14 protein-coding genes are annotated in these 20224 nt (G+C 66.8%); 2 read left to right on the top strand and 12 right to left on the bottom strand.

The window, feature by feature from the left end:
* Positions 1 to 3: 3 nt before the first annotated feature.
* From DK26_RS24880 to DK26_RS24840, 9 genes are all read right to left on the bottom strand, one after another.
* Positions 4 to 1269: an SDR family oxidoreductase gene (locus DK26_RS24880; protein ID WP_066478555.1), complete on the bottom strand. Its 1266-nt coding sequence runs from the start codon at positions 1267 to 1269 to the stop codon at positions 4 to 6.
* Complete coding sequence (locus DK26_RS24875) at positions 1266 to 2435, bottom strand: DegT/DnrJ/EryC1/StrS aminotransferase family protein (protein ID WP_066478549.1); 1170 nt, start codon at positions 2433 to 2435, stop codon at positions 1266 to 1268. The genes DK26_RS24880 and DK26_RS24875 overlap by 4 nt, the downstream gene beginning before the upstream one ends.
* Positions 2436 to 2626: 191 nt before the next feature.
* A complete protein-coding gene (locus DK26_RS24870; protein WP_066478548.1) occupies positions 2627 to 3874 on the bottom strand; it encodes a glycosyltransferase in 1248 nt (415 codons plus the stop codon).
* Between the two features lie 187 nt (positions 3875 to 4061).
* A complete protein-coding gene (locus DK26_RS24865; RefSeq protein ID WP_066478547.1) occupies positions 4062 to 4928 on the bottom strand; it encodes a hydroxymethylglutaryl-CoA lyase in 867 nt (288 codons plus the stop codon).
* Between the two features lies 1 nt (position 4929).
* Complete coding sequence (locus DK26_RS24860; protein WP_066478545.1) at positions 4930 to 5640, bottom strand: ABC transporter ATP-binding protein; 711 nt, start codon at positions 5638 to 5640, stop codon at positions 4930 to 4932.
* Positions 5637 to 7412 (bottom strand): branched-chain amino acid ABC transporter ATP-binding protein/permease, encoded by a 1776-nt coding sequence (locus DK26_RS24855; protein WP_066478543.1) that lies wholly within the window; start codon positions 7410 to 7412, stop codon positions 5637 to 5639. Before DK26_RS24855 ends, DK26_RS24860 begins: the two co-directional genes overlap by 4 nt.
* A complete protein-coding gene (locus DK26_RS24850) occupies positions 7412 to 8329 on the bottom strand; it encodes a branched-chain amino acid ABC transporter permease (RefSeq protein WP_066478541.1) in 918 nt (305 codons plus the stop codon). The genes DK26_RS24855 and DK26_RS24850 overlap by 1 nt, the downstream gene beginning before the upstream one ends.
* 207 nt (positions 8330 to 8536) lie before the next feature.
* Positions 8537 to 9739 (bottom strand): ABC transporter substrate-binding protein, encoded by a 1203-nt coding sequence (locus DK26_RS24845; protein WP_066478539.1) that lies wholly within the window; start codon positions 9737 to 9739, stop codon positions 8537 to 8539.
* 69 nt (positions 9740 to 9808) lie between these two features.
* Positions 9809 to 11131, bottom strand: coding sequence for a hydroxymethylglutaryl-CoA reductase, degradative (locus tag DK26_RS24840; RefSeq protein ID WP_066478537.1), 1323 nt, complete (start codon positions 11129 to 11131; stop codon positions 9809 to 9811).
* A gap of 161 nt (positions 11132 to 11292) precedes the next feature.
* Between DK26_RS24840 and DK26_RS24835 the strand changes: the two genes are divergently transcribed.
* Positions 11293 to 12732, top strand: coding sequence for a PLP-dependent aminotransferase family protein (locus DK26_RS24835; RefSeq protein WP_066478535.1), 1440 nt, complete (start codon positions 11293 to 11295; stop codon positions 12730 to 12732).
* A gap of 123 nt (positions 12733 to 12855) precedes the next feature.
* Here DK26_RS24835 and DK26_RS24830 read toward each other — a convergent pair whose 3' ends face one another.
* The gene (locus DK26_RS24830; protein ID WP_066478532.1) at positions 12856 to 13815 is read right to left on the bottom strand and encodes an alpha/beta hydrolase; all 960 of its coding nucleotides are present in this window, start codon (positions 13813 to 13815) and stop codon (positions 12856 to 12858) included.
* A 700-nt stretch (positions 13816 to 14515) separates the two neighbouring features.
* Between DK26_RS24830 and DK26_RS24825 the strand changes: the two genes are divergently transcribed.
* On the top strand, positions 14516 to 15631 hold the full coding sequence (locus DK26_RS24825; RefSeq protein WP_157089835.1) for a hypothetical protein: 1116 nt from the start codon (positions 14516 to 14518) through the stop codon (positions 15629 to 15631).
* A gap of 227 nt (positions 15632 to 15858) precedes the next feature.
* On the opposite strand, the gene DK26_RS24820 is transcribed toward DK26_RS24825, so the two are convergent.
* Together DK26_RS24820 and DK26_RS24815 are read right to left on the bottom strand one after the other, a co-directional pair.
* Positions 15859 to 18822, bottom strand: a complete 2964-nt coding sequence (locus DK26_RS24820; protein ID WP_066478528.1) for a hypothetical protein — start codon at positions 18820 to 18822, stop codon at positions 15859 to 15861.
* 175 nt (positions 18823 to 18997) lie between these two features.
* Positions 18998 to 20185 carry a M23 family metallopeptidase gene (locus DK26_RS24815; RefSeq protein WP_157089839.1) on the bottom strand — a complete coding sequence of 396 codons (1188 nt, stop codon included), beginning with the start codon at positions 20183 to 20185 and terminating at the stop codon, positions 18998 to 19000.
* Between the last annotated feature and the right edge of the window lie 39 nt (positions 20186 to 20224).

Raw genomic sequence — 20224 nt, 5'->3', positions numbered from 1 at the left:
AGATCACGCCGCAACCGCCATCACCGTCTCAAAAGCACGCGCCAGATTGGACGCCCGATCGGTCAGCCCGAACGAATCCTCCGAACACTCGGTCTCGATCCCGAACAGCATGCCGATCATCGAGGCCAGAGAAAGCAGCGCCCCGCCGACCGAACTCTTCCGCGCTGCCCCGGCGCCGGTGCGACCGGTGCCCTCCAACTCCGCCTGCCGCGCCGCAACCGCAAAAGAATCCGCCACCGCGGGCGCCGCTCCGGTGCGAGCCACCAGGCCATAGTCTAGCACGCGCTGCATCTTGATCAGGTGACGATACCAGGCGACGGTCTTCGTCACGAGCCCACGCTCGACCTGGCCCGCGTTGAGCGCGCGGTGGATCTCGACCACCCCGACCGAGACACCGTCGCAGGCCGAGAAGCCGAGGACCTGCTTGGCCTTGTCGAACCTGACGGCGTAGTCGCGCTTGTCGGCGTCGCCGGGAGCGAACTGGACCTTGACCGGAGTTGGCATCGCCCTGCTCACCTCCTTGCTCAGGTCGATCATCTGGAAGTTGGCAAGGCCGATGTTGAAGACCTCGCTCCCAACCGTGCCGGCGCCAGCCTCCAGCGCGCGTATGAAGGCCCTGGCAACATCCTGGACGTGGACGACCGGCCGCCGCTGCCGGCCGCCTCCCGTCACGACGATCTGGCCACGCTCGAAGGCGCTCAGGGTCATCACGTTCACGACGAGATCGAAGCGCATGCGCGGCGACAGGCCGAACACGGTCGCATTGCGCAACGCCACAGTGGTGAATCCGGGCCGGTTCATCGCCCTGATTGCTTCCTCGGCGGTCGCGGCGGCACGGGCATAGGCGGTGAGCGGATTGAGGTCGCAGTCCTCGCCGAGTGCTCCATCGCCACCAGCGCCGTAGACCGAGCAGGAGCCGGAGAAGACATAGCGCTCGACGCCGGCACTCCGGGCGCTGTGGGCGAGGTCGATCCGCCCCTTCTCGTTGATTTCCCAGGTTAGGCGAAGGTCGACCTCGGCTGCGGGATCATTGGACAGGCCGGACAGATCGGCCGCGCCCCAGCAGCCTTCGAAGTCGCGCGGGCCGATGTCTCGGATGTCGATCGTCTTGAGCTCGAGGCCTGGATGGCCTGCATAGCGACCAAGCGTGCTCGCGCCGAAATAGAACCGGTCCAACGCCCTCACGCGATACCCCGCGTCCAGCAACCGCCCGACCAGGACGGAGCCGATGTAGCCGCCGGCGCCGGTCACTGCAATTGTCTTGCTCATAGCGCAGCCACTCCTCTCTCTTCGATCGCGTGGGAACCAAGGGACGGCAGAACCTCGTAGCGCAGCACGTTCAGGACGTAGTCCTGTTCCTCCTCCCGCAAGCCGGGGAACAGCGGCAGGCACAGCGTGCCTTCGCCCCAGTCGATCGAGACCGGGAAACCGTTCCGGGGAACCGAGGGGTCGTTTCGGTACAGGCTGAGCTCTGTCACGGCGCGATAATTGACCGTCGCACCGATTCCCTGGTCGTTGAGCATGCGCATGACCCGGTCGCGATGGCCGCCGGGTACGTGGATCGGGAACAGGTGGCGGGCCGAGACGACGCCGGCCTCGATGGTCGGGACGCCGAGTGGCGTGCCGGCAAAGCTCTCCTCATAGCGCTGGGCGAGGAATTCGCGCCGTGCCAGCCGCTCGTCCACAGTGTCGAGCTGCGTCTCCAGCAGAACGGCCAGCAAATCGGGGAGATTGGCTTTGGTGCCGAGCCGCGTCACGTCCCAATGCTGATAGCGCCCGCCGGAGAAACGCTGCGCTGCGGCGGCTGACATGCCGTGCAGCACGGTTTCCTTCAGGTTGGCGGCGAGCTCCGCATCATTGGTGACGACGGCGCCGCCTTCGCCGCACGTGACGTTCTTCGTGGCATAGAAGGAGAAGATCGCGGCGTCGCCGTCCTGGCCCGGCCGACGGCCGGCCCGCCTGCCTTCGAAGCAGTGCGCGGCGTCTTCGATGATCTTGATCTCCGGCCGCAGCACGCCACGCAGGGCCGGTATGTCGACCATCTGGCCATAGAGGTGGACCGGGATCACGGCTTTGGTCTCCGGCGTGACCGCTGCTCGGACCAGCGTGATGTCGATCAGCAGTGTCGCCGGGTCGACATCGACGAAAACCGGCCTTGCTCCGACCTGCTTGACGACGTTCGCTGTCGCCACGAAGGTCATCGCCGGCACGATCACTTCATCGCCTGGCCCGATGCCGAGAGCGAGCAGGACAGCCACCGCGCCCTGAGTCCAGCTGCTGGTCAGCTTTGCGTGCGACGTCCCGAAAATGGCGCAGAGCTGATCCTCGACCCGGGAGCAGCGCTGTCCGCTCGTCAGAAAGCCGCTTTCGATGACTTCGGCGACCAGTGTCGCACTGCTCGCCGGCAATGAATGACGGTAAAACGGCACCCGCATGCCCGCCTCCCGGTCAGAATCTAAATTTTAAAGAACGACGAAGTACGTCAAATGTATTTTCGTCCGCCTCAAATAAGTTCACGGAAACTTAGGGCAATCAACGGAATAGCTTTCGTGAGTAACGGCTAATACGGATTAGCTAGCAATGCTGGTCTTCAAGGAGGGGTAATCCATTTTTGCCAGACCCTCCGTCAGTGCATGGCGTGTTGCTGAGAGTGCGACGGGGATCCTGGCCCACCGCAATAGAGATCGCGCAGCGAGGCGGCGATCGTCGTCCAGTCTCCGATCGCCAGAGCGACGCGATAGGCGTTCTCCGACAAGGTGCGCCATCGCGCCGGGGCGATCTTCTCCGCGGCGTGCATCGCGTCGGCGACGGATTCCGCGCTGAGACCTGCGATCGCAAGCCCGGCACCGCCCGCCTCGACCTGGCCGAGCAGCCCGGTGCCCTCCGAGAGGATGAGCGGCAGCCCCATGAGGCCGGCTTCCATCAGCGCCAGCGGCATATGGTCGAAGCGCGACGGCGCGACATAGAAATCCCATTGGCTTGCCGCCGCGACCTTGTCCTGTCCGAAGCGTGGTCCTTCGATCGTGCACATGTCGGCGACGCCGAGCGTGGCGCACATCTCGGTCAGTTGCTGATGGTTCTGCCCGCTGCCGAACATTGCGAGCCGGCCCTTGCCGCCCGAATGGTGATAGCGCGCGAAGCCTGCGACCAACAGATCGAGCCCCTTGTGCTCGATCGCCAGGCGCCCGAAGAACCCGAACGTCGGAAATTGCGCGGACGGTTTGCTGCGGCTCGGAGCCTGCGGGGTCCCGTCTATGCTGCTCGAATAGACGGCGTTGGGCAGGAGGGCGACTTTCGCGCCAGGCACGAGCCAGCGCACGACGTCGGCTTCATGCGGTGTCAGGGCGTGGACGAAGCGCGCCGCGTTCAGCGCGAAACGCTCGAGAAGCTTGATGTAGAGCACGGCTCTGGGGCGCTCCAGCTTGCCGTCCAGGCTGTAGATATGGCCGAAGCGGCTATGGGCGGTGACGCCGAAGGGCAGGCCGCGCCGCCGCATGGCGCGGGAGATCGGCAGGAGCAGCGGCTGCCTGACGCCGTGTATGTGATAGAAGGTCGCGGGGCCGCTCTCGGCGAGGATCGCCTCCAGCACGTCGTGGTCGAGACCGATATGGCGCCCGAGGACCTGCCGCCCCCGCAGCGGCATGATCTGCGCCGGAATGCCCGAAGGAACCTCCGGCGCCCGGCCCGGAGCAGCGAGAAAGATGAGGCGCGAGCGGTCGCCGGCATGGATCTGTTCCAGCGCGAGTTGCCTTGCGACCTGATGCAGGCCGTTGGCCCCCGATGGATGATCGTCGGCTTCGTCGAAAATCAGATGTCTGATGTCGAGTGGCCGATCCCTCAGGCCACGCTCGGAAGTCCCCCCGGCCAAGCTCATTGCCCCAACCCACTGCTTGTCCGATCCGCCGATCGGCGCCGCACACACTGACGAAGCCCACGCAGTTGACGTTAGGTACAATCGTCGACGTTCGCGGGGCGCCGAGATAGTGCGCGGAAGGGGTAGTCAGAGTGGCGAGTGGGTTCGCTGTTGGAATGCTCGTTCGGAAGTGGGAAACGCCGACCTGCTATTGGGCGGTCTGGCGCAGACGCGCTCCGATCCATCGTCCCGCTTGTTCAAGCGCCGAAAGGTCGATGCCGGTCGAAGCGCCGATGGCTTCGAAATGCGCGACGAGGCGCTCAGTCGCCAGATTGCCCGCGGCACCGGGCGCATAGGGGCAGCCGCCGGTGCCGCCGACCGCGCCGTCGAAGACGCGCAGTCCGAGCTGCCAGGCCGCCGCGACATTGGCGATGGCGTTTCCCGAGGTGTCGTGGAAATGCCCGGCCAGCATCGTGGCCGGCGCTCGCATCAAGGCGGCCTCGACCATCGCCGCGGTGCGCTCCGGCGTGCCGCGCCCCAGCGTGTCCGACAGCGCGATCTCGCTGCAGCCGAGCGCGAGCAGTTCAACCGTGACGGCTGCCACCGCATCGGGCCCGATCTCCCCTTCATAGGGGCAGTCGAGCGCGCAGGAGACATAGCCGCGCACCGGCACGCCAGCTTGCCCGGCGAGCGCCATCACCGGCCGGAAGCGCGACAGACTCTCGGCGATCGAGCAATTGGTGTTCTTCCGGCAGAAGCTTTCCGAGGCCGCGGTGAACACGGCCAGTGCCTGCGCGCCAGCGGCGAGCGCGGCTTCTGCCCCTTTCTCGTTCGGCACCAGCGCCGAATAGACAACGCCCGGCCAGCGGGTGATGCCGCGCATCACCGCCTCATGATCGGCCATTTGCGGCACCCAGCGCGGCGAGACGAAGGCCGTCGCCTCGATGCGGGAGAGGCCGGCCCCCGCCAGTTTGCCGATCAGGGCGAGCTTGTCGGCGGTGGCGACCGGTGTCTTCTCGTTTTGCAGCCCGTCGCGCGGGCCGACCTCGACGATGGTGACGCGTTCGCCCGCCATCTCAGGCGCCGAGATAGGCGGAGCGGACGCGCTCGTCGCGCAAAAGCTCGGCGCCGGTACCCTCGAGCGTGATCGTGCCGGTCTCGATGACATAGGCCCGGTCGGCGACGGCGAGCGCTTGATTGGCCATCTGCTCGACGAGGAGGATGGTGATGCCTTCCTCGCGTAGCCGCCGGATCACGGCAAAGACCTCGCGCACGATCAGCGGCGCGAGCCCGAGCGAGGGCTCGTCGAGCAGGAGCAGCTTCGGCCGCGCCATCAGCGCGCGCGCGATCGCCAGCATCTGCTGTTCGCCGCCCGAGAGCGTGCCGGCAAGCTGGTCCTGTCGCTCGGCGAGGCGCGGGAAGATGCCGAAATAGCGCTCGATATCGGCGGCGATGCCATCCTCGTCCCTACGCGCATAGGCGCCGAGCACGAGATTGTCGCGTACGCTCTGGTCGCCGAAGACCATGCGTCCTTCCGGCGAATGGCCGATGCCGAGCCGGACGCATTCATGGCCCTTGATGCCAGCGATGTCGCGCCCCTCGAAGCGGATCGTGCCGCCGGCGACCTTCGCCAGCCCGCCGATCGCCCGCATGAGCGTCGACTTGCCGGCGCCGTTGCCGCCGATCAGCGTCACGACCTCGCCTTGTCCGACGGAGAGCGAGATGCCCTTCAGTGCCTCGACCGCGCCATAGCGGACCTTCAGCCCTTCGATCGCGAGCATGCTCATGCCGCCTCGTCCTCCTCGGTGCCGAGATAGGCGGTGACCACCTTGGGATCCCTGCGGATCGCCTCGGGCCGCCCCTCCGCGATCAGCGCGCCGTAGTCGAGCACCAGAACATGCTGCGAGATGCCCATGACGAGGTCCATGTGATGCTCGATCAGGAGCACGGTGACACCGGCCTGCTGGATGCGGCGGATGACCTCGCCGAGCTCGTGGGTTTCCTGCGGGTTTAGCCCGGCGGCCGGCTCGTCGAGCAGAAGGAGCTTCGGCTGCGAGGCGAGGGCGCGGGCGATCTCGAGCCGCCGCTGCAGGCCATAGGGCAGGCTCTTCGCCGGCTCATCGGCGCGCTCGCCGAGGCCGAGATCGGTCAGGAGCGCCAGGGCGTCGGCGCGCGCCTTAGCCTCTGTCCGGCGGCTGGCGGGCAGGCCGAGCAGCGAGGCGGCTAAGCCGGTTTCGATGTGCAGATGTGCGCCGAGCAGGACATTGTCGAGCGCCGAGAGCTCTCCGAACAGCTTCAGGTTCTGGAAGGTCCGGGCGATGCCGAGCCCGGCGACGCTATGCGCTGGCAGGCCGACCGTCTCGCGGCCCTCGAAGCGGATCGAGCCGCCATCGGGCGCGACATGGCCGGAGAGCAGGTTGAGCAAGGTGGTCTTGCCGGCTCCGTTCGGCCCGATCAGCGCGTGGACCTTGCCGGCGCCGATCGCGAAGGAGACATTGCGGACCGGCACGATGCCGCCATAGGCCTTGTAGAGGTCATTCACGACGAGGATTTCGCCGCCAGCCGGCGCTGCCCTTGCAGAAAGAACGCTATGGCCGGCCACTTCAGGGAGGGCAGGCGCAGTGCGTCGCCAGCGCCCGGCTAGGCTCGAGACCGCCCCGGCGATGCCGTTCGGCATCAGATAGAGCGAGAACAGCAGCAGCGCGCCATAGGTGAAATGCTGCAGCGCCGGCCAGCGTGCCAGCCAGGCGTCGAGCAGGGTCAGGATCACCGCGCCGAAGACCGGGCCATAGAGCGAGCCCGAGCCGCCGAAGATCACCACCACCAGAAGCAGGATCGACAGGTTGAAGGTGATGAAGTCGGAGTTGAAATACTGGTTCTGCTGGGCGACCACGGCGCCGGCGAGCGCGCAGGTCACGGCCGAGATCACGAAGGCCAGCGTCTTGGCGCGGACCACGGAGATGCCGACCGATTGCGCCGCCGGCTCCGCCATCTGTACGGCCAGGAAGGCCCGGCCATAGCGGCCGGCGAGCAAAGAGCGCAGCATCAGATGCGTCGCGATGCACAGCGCCCCGACGAACCAGACCCAGTGCAGATTGGTGAAGCTCACCCCGCCGAGCGAGGGCGGGCTGATGCCGTAGAAGCCGGCCTGGCCCTTGAAGATGTCGGTCCATTCCGTGACGATCTTCTCGACGACGATGCCGAAGCCGATCGTGACCATGGCGAGGCTGGGTCCGGAGACGCGCACCGAGGGCATCGCGATGACGAGGCCGAAGATCGCGCCGAAGATGCAGGCCAGCACCAGCGAAAGCCAGGGATTGATGCCCCATTCGATATTGGCGATCGCCGCCGTATAGGCGCCAACCGCGAAGAGGCCGGCATGGCCCAGCGATTTCTGCCCGGCATAGCCGACGAGCACGTTGAGGCCCGCGGCGGCGAGATAGTTCACCCCGATCGTGAACAGGATCTGCAGGTAGAAATCGTTGAGTGAGAGATAGGGAACGAGCGCCAGCGCTGCCGCGAGCGCCGCCACCCCGATGGCGTGGCCGAGCGCTGGCATCAGATCTTCTCCACGCTGCGCGCGCCCATCAGCCCGCTCGGGCGGACGACCAGCACGATGATGATCAGCAGGAAGATCGTGATCTCGCGCATCTCGGCGCGCCACAATCCGACCAGCGCCTCGACCACGCCGAGCAGGAAGCCGCCGAGCATGCAGCCGCGCGGACTTGTCAGGCCTCCGACGATCGCGGCCGAGAAGGCCTTCAGCGCGACGCCGAGCCCGATGAAGACCGAGGCGGTGGTGATCGGCGCGATCAGGATACCGGCGAGACCGGCCAAAGCCGAGGAGATCACGAAGGCGAGGATGACGATCGTTTCGACATTGATGCCGACGATCGCGGCCGCCTGCGGGTTGAAGGCGACGGCCCGCAGCGCCTTGCCGAAGCGCGTCTTGCGCAGGACGATGTCGAGCCCGACCATGACCGCGACCGCGACGACCGCGATCAGCACCTCCTGCGGCCGGATGCCGGCGCCTGCGATGCGCCAGACATCACTGCCGAGCGGGGAGGGAACCGCGATCGAGGCCGGCCCCCAGATCGCCAGCGCGGTGTTCTGCATGATGATGCCGAAGCCGATCGTGCTCAGCACCCAGTTGAGTCCGCCCGCACCGACGAATGGCTTGATCGCGCAGTAGTAGAGCGCGACGCCGATGGCGCCGACCACGACGACGCTGGCGACCGTCGCCAGCACATAGGCCGTCATCGTCATCTCGGCCTGGGTGAGATTGCCGAAATGCGGCTTGCCCGCCGCCAGCAGCAAGAGCGAGACGCCGACCAGGCTGCCTGGCACCAGGAAGGCGCCCTGGCCGAAATTGAAGGTCTTGGTCGTGGCATAGGTGATGTTGAAGCCGAGCGCGATCAGCCCGTAGATCGCGCCCAGCGCCAGACCGCTGGCCAGAGCCTGAAGGAATGCCGTCATCGTCTCTCCGCCACGACTCAGGTCGTTTGCGCCATCATTTTGAGCGGCTAGCGGCCAGAGGCGCCATCAGCCGATCCGTTTCCACTCGCACGCCGTCATGCTCGCCCTTGTGGCGAGCATCCACGTCTTGAACACCGCATCTGCCGAACCAAGACGTGGATGGTCGGGACAAGCCCGACCATGACGGAAGGAGGCAGCTGAAGAGGCTCAGCGCTTCAGATCGGCCGCCGTCAGGCCCTTGACCACGGCGTCGTCGAGCTTGACCACGCGGCCATCCTTCCACTGGGCGAGATGGAAGTCGGCGACGCCCAGCGCCTCATGCTGCTCCTTGCTGAAGGGCTTCTCGTACTTCTTGATGATGCCCTGCACCGCGCCGAGGTTTTCGAGCGCCTGCTGGACCTTCGGCCCCTCGGTGCCGCCTGCCTGCTTGATCGCGGCGGCAATCAGCATCACCGCGTCATAGCCCTGCGCGGCCGAAACGAAGGCCGGCATGTTCGGATGCTTGGCCATCAGGCGCTTGTGCAGTGCCGCGGCGCGGTCGCTCGCATCCTCGGTGGTCGAGGCGGCGAAGATCGTCTTCTCGGCGAGCTTGGGGCCGGCGATGTTGATCAGCGGCGTGTTGATCGAGCCCCAGGTCGAGAGCAGGCCAGGGTAGTAGTCCATCTTCTCCATGCTCTTCAGCACCTGCGCGGTGGCGTCGGCCAGCGAGCCGGTGATGATCATGTCCGCGCCGGCCGCCTTCAGCTTGGCGAGCTGCGAGGTCATGTCGGTGTCCTTCGGCCCGAACTTCTCGATGCCGACCGGCTTGATACCATGCAGGGCGAGGATCTCCTGAAGGTCCTTGGTCGCCGCCTGGCCGTAGCCGGTGGTGTCGGCGATGATCGCGACATTCTTGGTCTTGGAGGCCTTGACCGCATAGGCGGCGAGCAGAGCGAGCTGCTCGCGGTCGACCATCGAGACGCGGAAGATGTAGTTCTGCGGCTCCTTGGCGTAGCGGGCGGTAATGTCTGTCGCGGTCGCGACATGCGAGACCACCGGCACCTTCTTCTGCTGCGGGATGTGCAGCCAGGCGAGCGCATTGCCGGAATTGGTCGGGCCGACCACGGCCGCGACCTTCTCGTTGTCAATCAGTTCGTTCATGTTCTGGATCGACTTCGGCGGCGCGCCGGCATCGTCGCGGACGACGCCGACGATCTTGCGGCCGAGCACGCCACCCTGTGCGTTCAAATCCTCGATCGCGGCCTGGAAGCCATAGAGGCCCGACAGACCGAGCTCGGCGGCGCCGGAGGCTGACTGGTCGGCATTGTAGCCGATCTTGATCTCGTTCTGGGCGAAGGCCGGCAGTGAGAGCGCCATGCCGGTCGAGACCAGCAGGGCGCCGAGCATGCGGCGGGAAATCAGGGTGGTCATGAACGTTCCTCCGGTTGTCGTCCGCTTGATGCGGTTCTGTGGTGAGTGTTGAAGGCGCAGGATGCCGGGCTAGCTGCCCTTACGGCGCTCCGCCAGCAGTTCGCGAGCCCGGTCGACGCGGACATCGTGGGCGCGGGCGAGTTCGGCGGCGATCGCCTCGATCTCGGCGCCCTCGGCGCCGGCGACGATGGCGATGTTGCGGGCGTGCAGCGCCATGTGACCGCGCTGGATGCCCTCGGTCGCCAGCGCCCGGAGCGCCGCCATGTTCTGGGCGAGCCCGACCGCGACCGTAACCTCGGCCAGCTCCTGCGCGCTGGTGACACCGAGCAGGCGCAGCGACCATTGCGCCAGCGGATGCGTCTTTGTGGCGCCGCCGACCAAGCCGAGCGCCATCGGCATCTCGATCGAGCCGACGAGATTGCCGTCCTTGTCCTCTTCCCAGGTCGTCAGCGAGGTGTAGCGGCCGCTGCGGGCGGCATAGGCATGGGCGCCGGCCTCGATGGCGCGCCAGTCATTGCCGGTCGCGACCACCACGGGGTCGATACCGTTCATGATGCCCTTGTTGTGGGTGGTGGCGCGGTAGGGGTCGATCGCCGCAAAGGTATACGCGTCGAGCATGCCGTCGATCATCCGCCGGCCGGAGAATTCCTTGGTCGTCAGCGCCGCCTCGGGAATAGTGACTGTCGCCCGTGCCAGCCTGAGGTCGGCCAGGTTCGACAGGATGCGCAGGCGCACCGTACCGCCGGTGATGCGCTCGACGATCGGCGCCACCGTTTCGGCCATGGTGTTGACGGTGTTGGCGCCCATAGCGTCGCGGACATCGACCAAGAGGTGCATCACCACGATCGGCCCGCGCGGAGTCTGCGGGAAGACATGGACCTCGATGCCCTGGCAGCCACCGCCGAGCGAGACCAGCACCTTGTCCTTGGCGTTGGCGGCGGCGACTATCTCGCCTTGTGCCGCCAGCAGCTTGTGGCGCGCGCCTTCGGGATCGCTGACGCCCAGCAATTGGACCTGCGCCCGCATGATCGGCCGGTCGCTCGATGTGCGGAAACCGCCGGAGCCACGGGCGATGCGGGCCATATAGGAGGCGGCGGCGACGACCGAGGGCTCCTCGACCGCCATCGGGATCAGGTAGTCCTTGCCGTTGACGGTGAAGTTGGTGGCGACGCCTAGCGGCAGTTCGAAGGTGCCGACGACGTTCTCGATCATGCCGTTGGCGAGATTGAGCGGCAGCCCGCCGGGCTGGGCGAGCAAGGCGAGGTCGGCATCGGCGAGGCCGGCAGCAGCGACGGCCTGGGACAGTCGCTCGGAGCAGCTCAGATTGCGGTAGTTCTCGATGCGCGAATTCACTGCGCGCGCGGCGCCGCCGCGTGCCTGGGCCGTCGTCATGCAGTTTCCTCCCCAGCCGGGGTTTTTGTTGCGCCGCGCATTGGGCATCGGCGCTTCTTCGATTGACAAGCTCGGACAATCGCTGGAGAGCGGCAAGGCACAATTTCTGCAATGTCCCATTCTCTGTACCAGTTGATTTACTGGTACAGATGCGAGGTCCGATGGACGAGCAGGCCGAAGGCAACCGCACTGGCGCGATCGTCGCGCGCATCGGCAGGATGATCGACGAGGGGCTACTCCAGCCCGGGCGACGCATGGCCTCGCTGCGGAGCGCCGCCGGCGAATACGGCGTCTCGAAGAACACCATGGTCGAGGTCTATGACCGGCTCGTCGCCAGCGGCCGGCTGGAGGCGCGGCGCGGCGCCGGCTTCTATGTCCGCGCCCCCGGCCATCGCCCCAGCGAGGCGCCTCCGCAGCATATGACCGAGGCGATCGACATCGTCTCGCTGCTGCGCGAGCAGCTTTGCCAGGTCCATCCTGTGCGCGTCGGCGACGGGCGTCCGCCATCCTCCTGGATGGAGGATTCCGAGCTCGGTCGTCATTTGCGTCTGCGCGGCGGCAAGGACGAGCTGCCGGTCAAGCATGGCTATGGCGACCCGGTCGGCTACGGACCACTGCGGGCCCAGATCGGCCTGATGCTGGCCGAACGCTCGATCCAGGCCTCGCCGGCGCAGATCCTGATGACCTTCGGCGTCAACCATGCGCTCGACCTGATCATCCGCCACTTGCTGCAGCCGGGCGATACCGTGTTGGTCGACAGCCCCGGCTATTATCCGCTCTTCGGCAAGCTGAAGCTCGGGCGCATCGAGATCGCAGGCGTCCGCCGCCTCGCCGACGGGCCCGATCTCGACGATCTCTCCGCGCAGATCGCCCGGCACCGGCCGAAAATCTTCTTCACCCAGTCGCTGGCGCATAATCCGACCGGCGGCTCGATCGCCCTGCCGGTCGCCCACCGCCTGCTCCAGATCGCCGCCCAGCACGATCTCACCATCGTCGAGGACGATCCTTTCGCCGATGTGATGCCGGCGAGCGCGCCGCGGCTCGCTGCGCTCGACCAGCTCGAGCGCGTCATCTATGTCGGCACCTTCTCCAAGACGCTCTCGGCCAGCCTGCGCATCGGCTACATCGCCGCGAGTCCGGCGCTCGCCCGCTCGCTCGGCGACATGAAGATGCTGACCGTGGTCAACTCGTCCGGATATCTGGAGCGGCTGATCAGCGACCTGATCGCCAGCGGCCAGTACCGCCATCATCTCAAACGCCTGGGCGAGCGGATCGGCAAGGCGACGCGCAACGCCTTCGCCAGCCTCGACCGTCTCGGCCTGCCGATCTTCGCCCGCCAGGGCGGCGGCTATTATCTCTGGGTCGGTCTGCCGCAGCGCCTGGACGATCTCGCGTTGGCGCGCCGGGCCTCGGAGCAGGGCATCTTCATCGCGCCCGGCACGGTCTTCCTGCCCGATCGGCGCTCTGGCGAGCTCGATGCAGGCCCGTCCGGCATGCGCGTCAACGTCGCCTATGCCGACGATCCCGCCTTCGTCGCCTTCCTGCAGAAGGAACTTGGGGATTTCGCCGCGGCGGGCGAGGTCGCGTCGCAGCGGTCGTGAAGACCGCGCCGGCGACCGGCGATAACGCGTTTCCAGCACCGATGTCGGGGCCGGCTCGTTGGCCGCATGGGCCAAGCTGCTGCGATAGGTCGTGGGCGATCGAGCCGGCTGCGTCGACCGGTGTCAGGGAGCCGGTCTGAGCTTGCCGGTCCGCAAGGCGTCGACGATGTTGCGGATGCTGTCGATCACCAGTTCCGGCCGCTCCTTGTGGATATCATGGCCGCTGCCCGTGTTCGTGATGTGCTTGGCGCCCGGCACGAGTGCGGCAAGCTTGGTCTGCGCCTGCTTTTGGGCCCTGTCGGTGACGTAGCCGAAATCGGAAGGGATGTCGGGCGGCAGTCGCCTGTCGGCGATGAGCCCCGGGATGAGTGGTCCCCAGGGCCGATCGGCGCTGAGCACGATCAATGGCATCGGCCGGAGCGGCGTGGCGGCGAGCACCTGATCGAAACTGAGATCCGCATCGACCCGCTCGATCGCAGGATAGATTTTCAGCGCCTCCGTCAGGTCGCCATCGAGCAGAACCCGCTGGATCGCCCATTCGCGCGGCGTCTGCGCCGCCCGAAGCCCCTCGGACAGGGCATCGACGAGGACCATGCCGTTCACCGCGCCGGGGTGGGTCATCGCATAAAGCCGGCTGACGAGGCCGCCATAGGAGTGCCCGGCGACCACGAAAGGCGTCGCGATGCCGGCAGCGCTCACCAGCTCGTGCAGATCGGCGACTGCCTGCCTCGCGCTGACCGGCTGCGAGACCGGGGCGCTGCGGCTCGGCGCCTCGCCGACCGGCGTCCCCGGCCGGTCATAGGTGCAGACCCGCGTGAACCCTGCGACCGCGGAGAAGACGTTCGCCTTGCCCGGCTCGGAACTAGTCCAATCGGCGGCAGAGGCGCGTGCGCCGGGCACGATGATCACGGCCGGAGACCCCTTGCCGCGACATTCGAGATGCATCTTGCGACCGCCGTCGAGGTCGACAATGCCCGCGAAGTCGCCGCCCTGCGCAAGCGCCGGGGCAAGCGGTACGGCGAAGCCAAGCAGGATCGGCACGGAGCGCCGAAGCGATATCAGGCAGGCTTCTCGGCTGGGCATTCGGCATCCCTGGTTCGATCAGCGCGCACACGCTGCAGATGCGGGTCCGGGAGGTTAGGCAGCGCGGACCTGCGACGCAAACCGGGTACTTCGGAAGCTGCCGGACTGGAGCGGCGGCACGGCCACGGTCGTCGATCGCAACGCACACCGTGGTCCGATCCGCCGGAGCCCTCGCGCCCGCTGCGTCTTTCGTTGGCTGGCGATCTCGCGTGGCTGCGGCTGGATTTGTCCTCGCCCACGGCATGCATGCGGGCCGCCACGCTCGAGTGGCGCGATCCGAGGCACTCTCCGGGCGCCCCGGGCCGACGTAAGGCACGTCCGGACGACGAGGCTCGTCACCGGCTGAAGACGGACACCTCGTTCAGGCGCGCGAGGGTCTTCGGCGATCGTGGACGGTCGGTCATCAAGTTGGGATGCAATGTCATGGCCGCGAAACCTGTCGTCCTCTCAACTTCGGCAGAAAATCTGATTCTGGAAGACCTGCAATGGCTCTGGCCTATGACGAAGGCGAGAGCGGTTGTTCCGGAGGAAAACAGCATCTTCAAGCAAGATGACGCCCGTCTTCCGCGCGCCCAAGAATCGGGTCGTGATCTGATGCTTGGTGGGAGCAGGCGCCTCTGGGGCAGGTCGCGGTCGGTCCGGCAGACGTCGACCGCCGGTCGCCGCAAGATCTGCACCCGCTACGGGCAAAGCGCAGGCATTGATCTTTCTTGGCTTGGAGACCAGTTTCGGCCCGTCGTCTAATTTTCAAGGCAACCGGTTGGGGAACGCGGTGAAGCAGTTTAGACTGGATGGCGGCGCGCCACTGCTGGCCGATATCGATCGCCAGCCGCCGATGGCCGAAGCCTCGCATCACCTCGCGCTGAAGCTGAGGTTGACGTCGCTGGCGCTCGGCTGCTCAACCCATAAGGAACTTTGCGCGCGCTTCGCCGCCATCAATCGGACGACGCTGTTCGTGCCCCAGAACGCCTACAAGTGGCTCAGCGGCAAGGCCATGCCGCGCGCCTCCAGTGTCTACGAGGACTGGGTAAGGGTCGTCGATGGCGCGCTGACCGCGCCGTTCATCGCCTCGTCCTCGTTCCAAGAGTTCCAGGACGCGATCTGCACCCGCTTCGTCGTGCCGGAAACCGCGCTTGCGATGCTGCGGGCGGAGGCTGGCCTGCCGCCGGGGCGGGATCCCATCGTCGCCGCACCGTCGTCCGCCTCTTCAAATGCGCCGCAGCTCGGCGGGCATTGGCTGGAGGGTGGCTATCTCGCGATTTCACCGGCCTGGTCCCGAGCCGCGGGAGGGCAGCTGATCCTCGGCGCCGTGACGATCCACCCCACGGCGGCGCAACGTCTGGAGATCAGCTACAGCGAAAACCTGTTCAACCGCCAGGTCCTGATGAGCGGGCAGTTGCTGCATGATGGCCGTACCGCCCAGGGCGCGCTAACCTGCTCCTATACGCACCGGCTGTTCTTTATGGCGTTGAACGTACCCACGCCTCCGGCCAGTCTCATCGGCGGAATCTTCAGTGGCGCAGCCGTGCATGACCCAGACGCTCGCGCCACCGCATGCCGCATCCTGCTTCTGCGGGCGCATGGCATTCAGCCGGAGGCCCTGCTCGCGCGCGCAGGCTATCTCGGCGCTGACGGGGCACTGGTCGAGCGTGAACTGGCCGCGCTCGGCTATCGTGACGATGCCGCAAGGACTGCGCTTGGAGCCGGCGTCGTCGAGTTCCTGACCGGGCTTTCATCCTCCGGCCTCTGCGAGGCCCGCCTTAATGATCTCGCGCCGCTCGAGCAGTTGATCGAACGTCTCACTCCATCCGAGTAGCCGCAAGGTTTGGATTCTTGGCAGCGCGACCGGGATCTGACGTTGCGGAATGATTGCATCCACGACTACTTACGAGCGCAGCAAGGCGCTCCGGTCGACTATTGGCGCCATCAGAAGAAAGCGCAGAAGCGCGCAATCAAGCAGCAGCGTGGCCGGTAAAGGCTGAATTGGCGCTCAATTCGCCCAAAATGCCCCTGCTGACGCGAACTGGCGATCGCTCCGCTGGCCTAGTTCCGAAGCTGAGCCCCTTCCGCAATCGCGACGGCCCCGGTCGTCACCGTCCGCAGTTTCCAGCCCTCCGAGCGCGAGCCGGCGAGGTTGAGGCGGCTGGTCATGAAATGCAGCCGCTGCGTGTCCGCGCTCTTCGAGGTGCAGAAGCGGTCCTGGAGATAGAAGGGCGGTATCGCCTGGTAGTAGAGCGTCGCCTCGACCGAGGCCGGTTTGCCGTCGATCTCGGGTAGGGCGATCCGATAGAGCGTCGCGTCGCCGCCACCTTCCCGGTAGTCGGGATCGTCGCCGACATTGACCGGCCCGGCCTCGTCCGCCAGCTCCGGCCCGGCGCCGAGGGACGCCGCGAGCTTCACCCGCTCGTTGCGCTTGAGATAGCCTTTCGGCAGCAGGCGGTTGTCCTTCACATTGGCGCAGATTGACAGGAAGCTCGTCGTCAGCTGCCCGGCCGGCGCGGAGCCGGTGACGCATTGCGCCGGCCCGGACAGCGGCGGGCTCGAGACCAGCTCTTGATAGATCTGGACCTGGTCCTGCCGCGTGATCACCTCGTGATGCGGCTGGTGGGCGAGCGGGTCGAGCCTCGCCGAGCAGTCGGAATTCCACCAGACTTCGCCGGCAACGGGCGTGCCCTTGGCGTCGGTGATGACGCCGAGCGCATCGGTGCGTCCCGAGGCCCAGATCGTCCGGCCGCCGGCGTCGAGCACCTTGAATGCGATGAAGGCGCGCCGGAAGCCGACTCCGCTCGGGAATTTGTGCCCGACCTTGTTGGTGATGCGCACCGAGGCCTCCAACGCCGACCCGGTCAGCCGGATGTTCTCGACCGCGATGGCGGCGGTGCGCTCGGCAGCCTGATGGTCGATCGCCTTCTCGGTGAAGAGCAGTGGATCGATGCCCTTCTTCGTCAGCATCGGATCCTGAGTCCGGATTCCCATCAGCTCGGGGAACTGCTGCGCCATCTTGATCAGGAACGCGTTTAGCCCGACCAGCGCATGGCTGGCGAAGCCCGAGCGCACCGGCAGGTCGATCTCCTCCGGCGGCAGGGTGTGCTCCGCCTGCGGGAAGTTCGAGTATTCCTGGATGCTGGCGATCTTGCTGCGATAGGGCTGCCCGTCCGCATCGCGGCTCGGCATGTGGCAGCTCTGGCAGGTCTCCGGGCTCTTGCCGGCGCCGAAGGGCAGCGCCCCGTCCGGGGACTGGCCGGTGCGGAAATCGCTGAACGCCCATTCGGCATAGGTCGTCTGCTCGTAGGTGTGGCCGATGACCTTGCCCTTGTCGAGCACCGGCAGATGCACCGTGTGGCAGCTGCCGCAGAGCTCCGAGCTCTTGATGGCGGGGTTCTGCACCGGCGTCATGCCGAGCGCATGCTCCATCGGCTTCACCCTGGGATCCTCGAACGGACCTTTCATCTGGGTCATCTCGCCCATCAGGAAGCTGCCGGTGAAGGTCCTGGCGAAGCCGGTATTCTCGGGGTTGAGAAAGGCCTGTCGCTCCTCGACGCAAGCGTTCTGCGGCTCCGCCTTGACCCGGTTCCGTTCGGCCTCGCTCAGCGCCATCGCGTGACAGGTCACGCAGGAGACACCGTCGCGGGCGAGCGCCCCATGCTTCGCGGCGAGCCCGGAATGGCCGGCGGGCCATGGCACCGCGGCGACGGCGGCGCGCGTGAACGGAGTGCAGCCCTTGCCGGCGGCTCGCTGGTCGACCTTGAACTGTCTTTGCCCCATCACGCCATGACAGCCGAGGCAGGTGTCCTGCACCAGCTCCGCCGCCTGCGGGTGGAAGGTCTCGGTCTCGCTGGCGAGCTGGGCGAAGAACACCGGGTCGCGCCCGGCCAGGCCCATGGGCGAGGTGCTCCAGGTGCCATAGGGCGAGAGATTGAGGAAACGGCCGCCCGGCCCCGGCAGCGTCATGTCGAAATGCAGCCCGGTCGAGCCGGCATCGTGGCAGCCGAGGCACTGGTCCGAGCTCAGGAATTGCTGCTTCGCCTCGCGCCGGTCGGCGCTTGCCCAGACATTGTCATAGGTTTGCGACGGCATTCGCATCACCTTGTCCGCGCTCGGATGCGGGAAGGGGATGCCGTAGAAGGCGGCGAATTCAGGTGCCGGGCTCTGGCGGGCGGGAGCGCCGAGCAGCGTGACGTCGTCGGATTCCTGCACGATGCGCAGGTGGTTCAGCATGGCGGAAAGGTCGTCATGCGCCTGGGCCGAGCGATCAGTGAAGCTGTTCTGGCTCAGGAAGACCAGCGGGCGGCCGGGCTCGCCTTTGATGTTCTTCATGTCGGCGAAGGTCGTATTAGCCTTGGCGCTGGCATGGCAGTTCACGCAATATTGCCCGAAGCCCATATTTGGATAGCCGTTGCCGGGCCCGGCCGGCCAGTCCGGCTTCCAGTCGCTCCAGCCGAACCAGCCCCAGAACCAGCCATCATGCGATGCCTTGGCGTCGCGCACCATCACGGCCGCGCCGCTGGTCGGCAGCAGGCGCAGCGGGTCGATATCGCGACAGAGAGCGGCGGGGGCCGGGAACATCTCCTTGACCATCAGCGCCCCGTCCGGAACCGGCGCCTCGGTTGCGGCCGTCTCGTGCGCTCCGCCACGGTTGGCCTTCAGCCAGCCGAACATCTCCGGTGAGTACCAGATCACGACCGGCGCATGGGTGCCGTGATAATTCCCGGTCGCCTTGTCGTTCCGGAGCGTCGCGGTGAACGGCCCGGTATCGCGCACCGCCTTGTCGACGCGCCAGCCCGCGGCAGGATTGCGGTGGCAGAAGGCGCCGAGATAGCGGCCGAGCTTCTCCTGATAGACGTCGAGCGGAAAGGCGCCCGGCCTGCGGATATCGCCATCGAGTGCGGCGCAGAGCGCGGGGTCGCTGGGGACCATCGGCGTCGGACGTTCGGCCGGGCATTGGGAGGCGGCGGCGAGCCCCGGAACCAGGGAGAGCAGGCCGAGGAGCGCGATCTGGCGAAGCATGAAGAAGCCCAGGCGATAGTCGACGCGAGGTTGCGTGCAGACCCAGCGCTGTGCAAGCCCACGATGGCCGATCAGTGGACGTGTCCTGCGTGCCGGGCCGGCTGCAGGTGTCGGGTCATGGAACGGTTTCTGGACCGGAGTCCGGGCCCACACGATCCATTGCGGCAGTGCCGCCCTACTGCCCCCATTCGATGACACTGAGATCGAGCGGCAGCGCGCGGCGGATCGCCAAAGGCGGCACGACCGGCGTCAGGGTCACGGGCGTACCCGTTTCCGCGGCCTTGTCGAAGTCGGCCGTGCCAGCCCGGTCGATCGCCTTCACCGTGAAGGCATCGAAGACATAGGGCAGGCCATCCGCGAGGAGCGGAGACGGCCCATCCATGATGTGCAGGTGCAGATGCGGCTCCGAGCTGTTGCCGGTATTGCCGACATGGCCGATCAGATCGCCGCGCCTGACCTTGTCGCCCGCCTTGACCCGGACACTCCCCGGTTTCATGTGAGCGTAGAGCACGAAGGCGCCGCCACCGATATCGAGCACGGCGAAATTCCCGTCGGCTTCGCTGATCGGCAGTCCGTCGGGCAACGCTCCGGGAACCTGGTCGGGAAGATCGTTCCGGGTATCGACGATGGTGCCGTCGGCCACGGCCAGAACGGGCTCGCCATAGATGTGGTAATTGGCGACCTGCTTGCGGTCGCCTTTGACCAGCCGCCCATCGGCGCCGAGCTTCTCCCAGTCGATGGCGAAGCGCTGCGCCAGGCGAAAGCCGCCATTGAGCGGCAGCAGGGCGCGGACATGCCGGACCGAGTCGCAGCAGCCGTCGCCGGCGATATAGCCGTCGCCGCGCAGCGGCGGCCCCAGCACGGGGGGCGTAGCGTTCGTCACAGCAACGGGGCCGAGCCTGATCACGGCATCGGCCTTGAACTGGTCGAACCAGGCCTCGACATCGTGCCGCAGGCGTTGCGGAACCGCGCGTCCGGCCGGCAGCGCCACATGCAGGAAGCCGATGCCGTACTGGTAGCCGCCGAGATCCGCCGACTCGTTGCCGCGCCGGCCCCCGGGAGAGAAGCGCCGTGCGATCTCCGCACCATCGAGGATCGCGAGCGGCTCCTTGTCCTCGTCGCCGAAGATGCTGAGCCGCTTCAGCTGGACCCGCTCGCCCGTCACGTTCGACAGCTGCAGCTCGTAAACCAGATGCTGGAGACCATCCGAGCCGAGCACGGGCCGCGGCGCGAACAGCACATTGCCGACCAGACCCGTCGGCATCACCGCGGCGAGGGCTGCCGGGGTCTCGGCGCGCAGCGCATGCGACAGCGGCGGAACGAGCGTGAAGCCCATCGCCACGGCGAGCAGCGCTCTCATCATCCCGCTCATCGCGCGTCCCTGTTCTCGATCGCCATGCGC

It is taken from the genome of Allobosea sp. WAO (genome assembly GCF_001509835.1).
Classification (GTDB): Bacteria; Pseudomonadota; Alphaproteobacteria; order Rhizobiales; family Beijerinckiaceae; genus Allobosea.
The sequence above is the reverse complement of the archived record's forward strand: the minus strand, read 5'-3'. Positions and strand labels throughout refer to the sequence as shown.

What these genes read in the sequence shown, in the direction of transcription:
- DK26_RS24880 (WP_066478555.1), bottom strand. Translation starts at nt 1,269, where the DNA reads ATGAGCAAGACAATTGCAGTGACCGGCGCCGGCGGCTACATCGGCTCC.
- DK26_RS24875 (WP_066478549.1), bottom strand. Translation starts at nt 2,435, where the DNA reads ATGCGGGTGCCGTTTTACCGTCATTCATTGCCGGCGAGCAGTGCGACA.
- DK26_RS24870 (WP_066478548.1), bottom strand. Translation starts at nt 3,874, where the DNA reads ATGAGCTTGGCCGGGGGGACTTCCGAGCGTGGCCTGAGGGATCGGCCA.
- DK26_RS24865 (WP_066478547.1), bottom strand. Translation starts at nt 4,928, where the DNA reads ATGGCGGGCGAACGCGTCACCATCGTCGAGGTCGGCCCGCGCGACGGG.
- DK26_RS24860 (WP_066478545.1), bottom strand. Translation starts at nt 5,640, where the DNA reads ATGAGCATGCTCGCGATCGAAGGGCTGAAGGTCCGCTATGGCGCGGTC.
- DK26_RS24855 (WP_066478543.1), bottom strand. Translation starts at nt 7,412, where the DNA reads ATGCCAGCGCTCGGCCACGCCATCGGGGTGGCGGCGCTCGCGGCAGCG.
- DK26_RS24850 (WP_066478541.1), bottom strand. Translation starts at nt 8,329, where the DNA reads ATGACGGCATTCCTTCAGGCTCTGGCCAGCGGTCTGGCGCTGGGCGCG.
- DK26_RS24845 (WP_066478539.1), bottom strand. Translation starts at nt 9,739, where the DNA reads ATGACCACCCTGATTTCCCGCCGCATGCTCGGCGCCCTGCTGGTCTCG.
- DK26_RS24840 (WP_066478537.1), bottom strand. Translation starts at nt 11,131, where the DNA reads ATGACGACGGCCCAGGCACGCGGCGGCGCCGCGCGCGCAGTGAATTCG.
- DK26_RS24835 (WP_066478535.1), top strand. Translation starts at nt 11,293, where the DNA reads ATGGACGAGCAGGCCGAAGGCAACCGCACTGGCGCGATCGTCGCGCGC.
- DK26_RS24830 (WP_066478532.1), bottom strand. Translation starts at nt 13,815, where the DNA reads ATGCCCAGCCGAGAAGCCTGCCTGATATCGCTTCGGCGCTCCGTGCCG.
- DK26_RS24820 (WP_066478528.1), bottom strand. Translation starts at nt 18,822, where the DNA reads ATGCTTCGCCAGATCGCGCTCCTCGGCCTGCTCTCCCTGGTTCCGGGG.
- DK26_RS24815 (WP_157089839.1), bottom strand. Translation starts at nt 20,185, where the DNA reads ATGATGAGAGCGCTGCTCGCCGTGGCGATGGGCTTCACGCTCGTTCCG.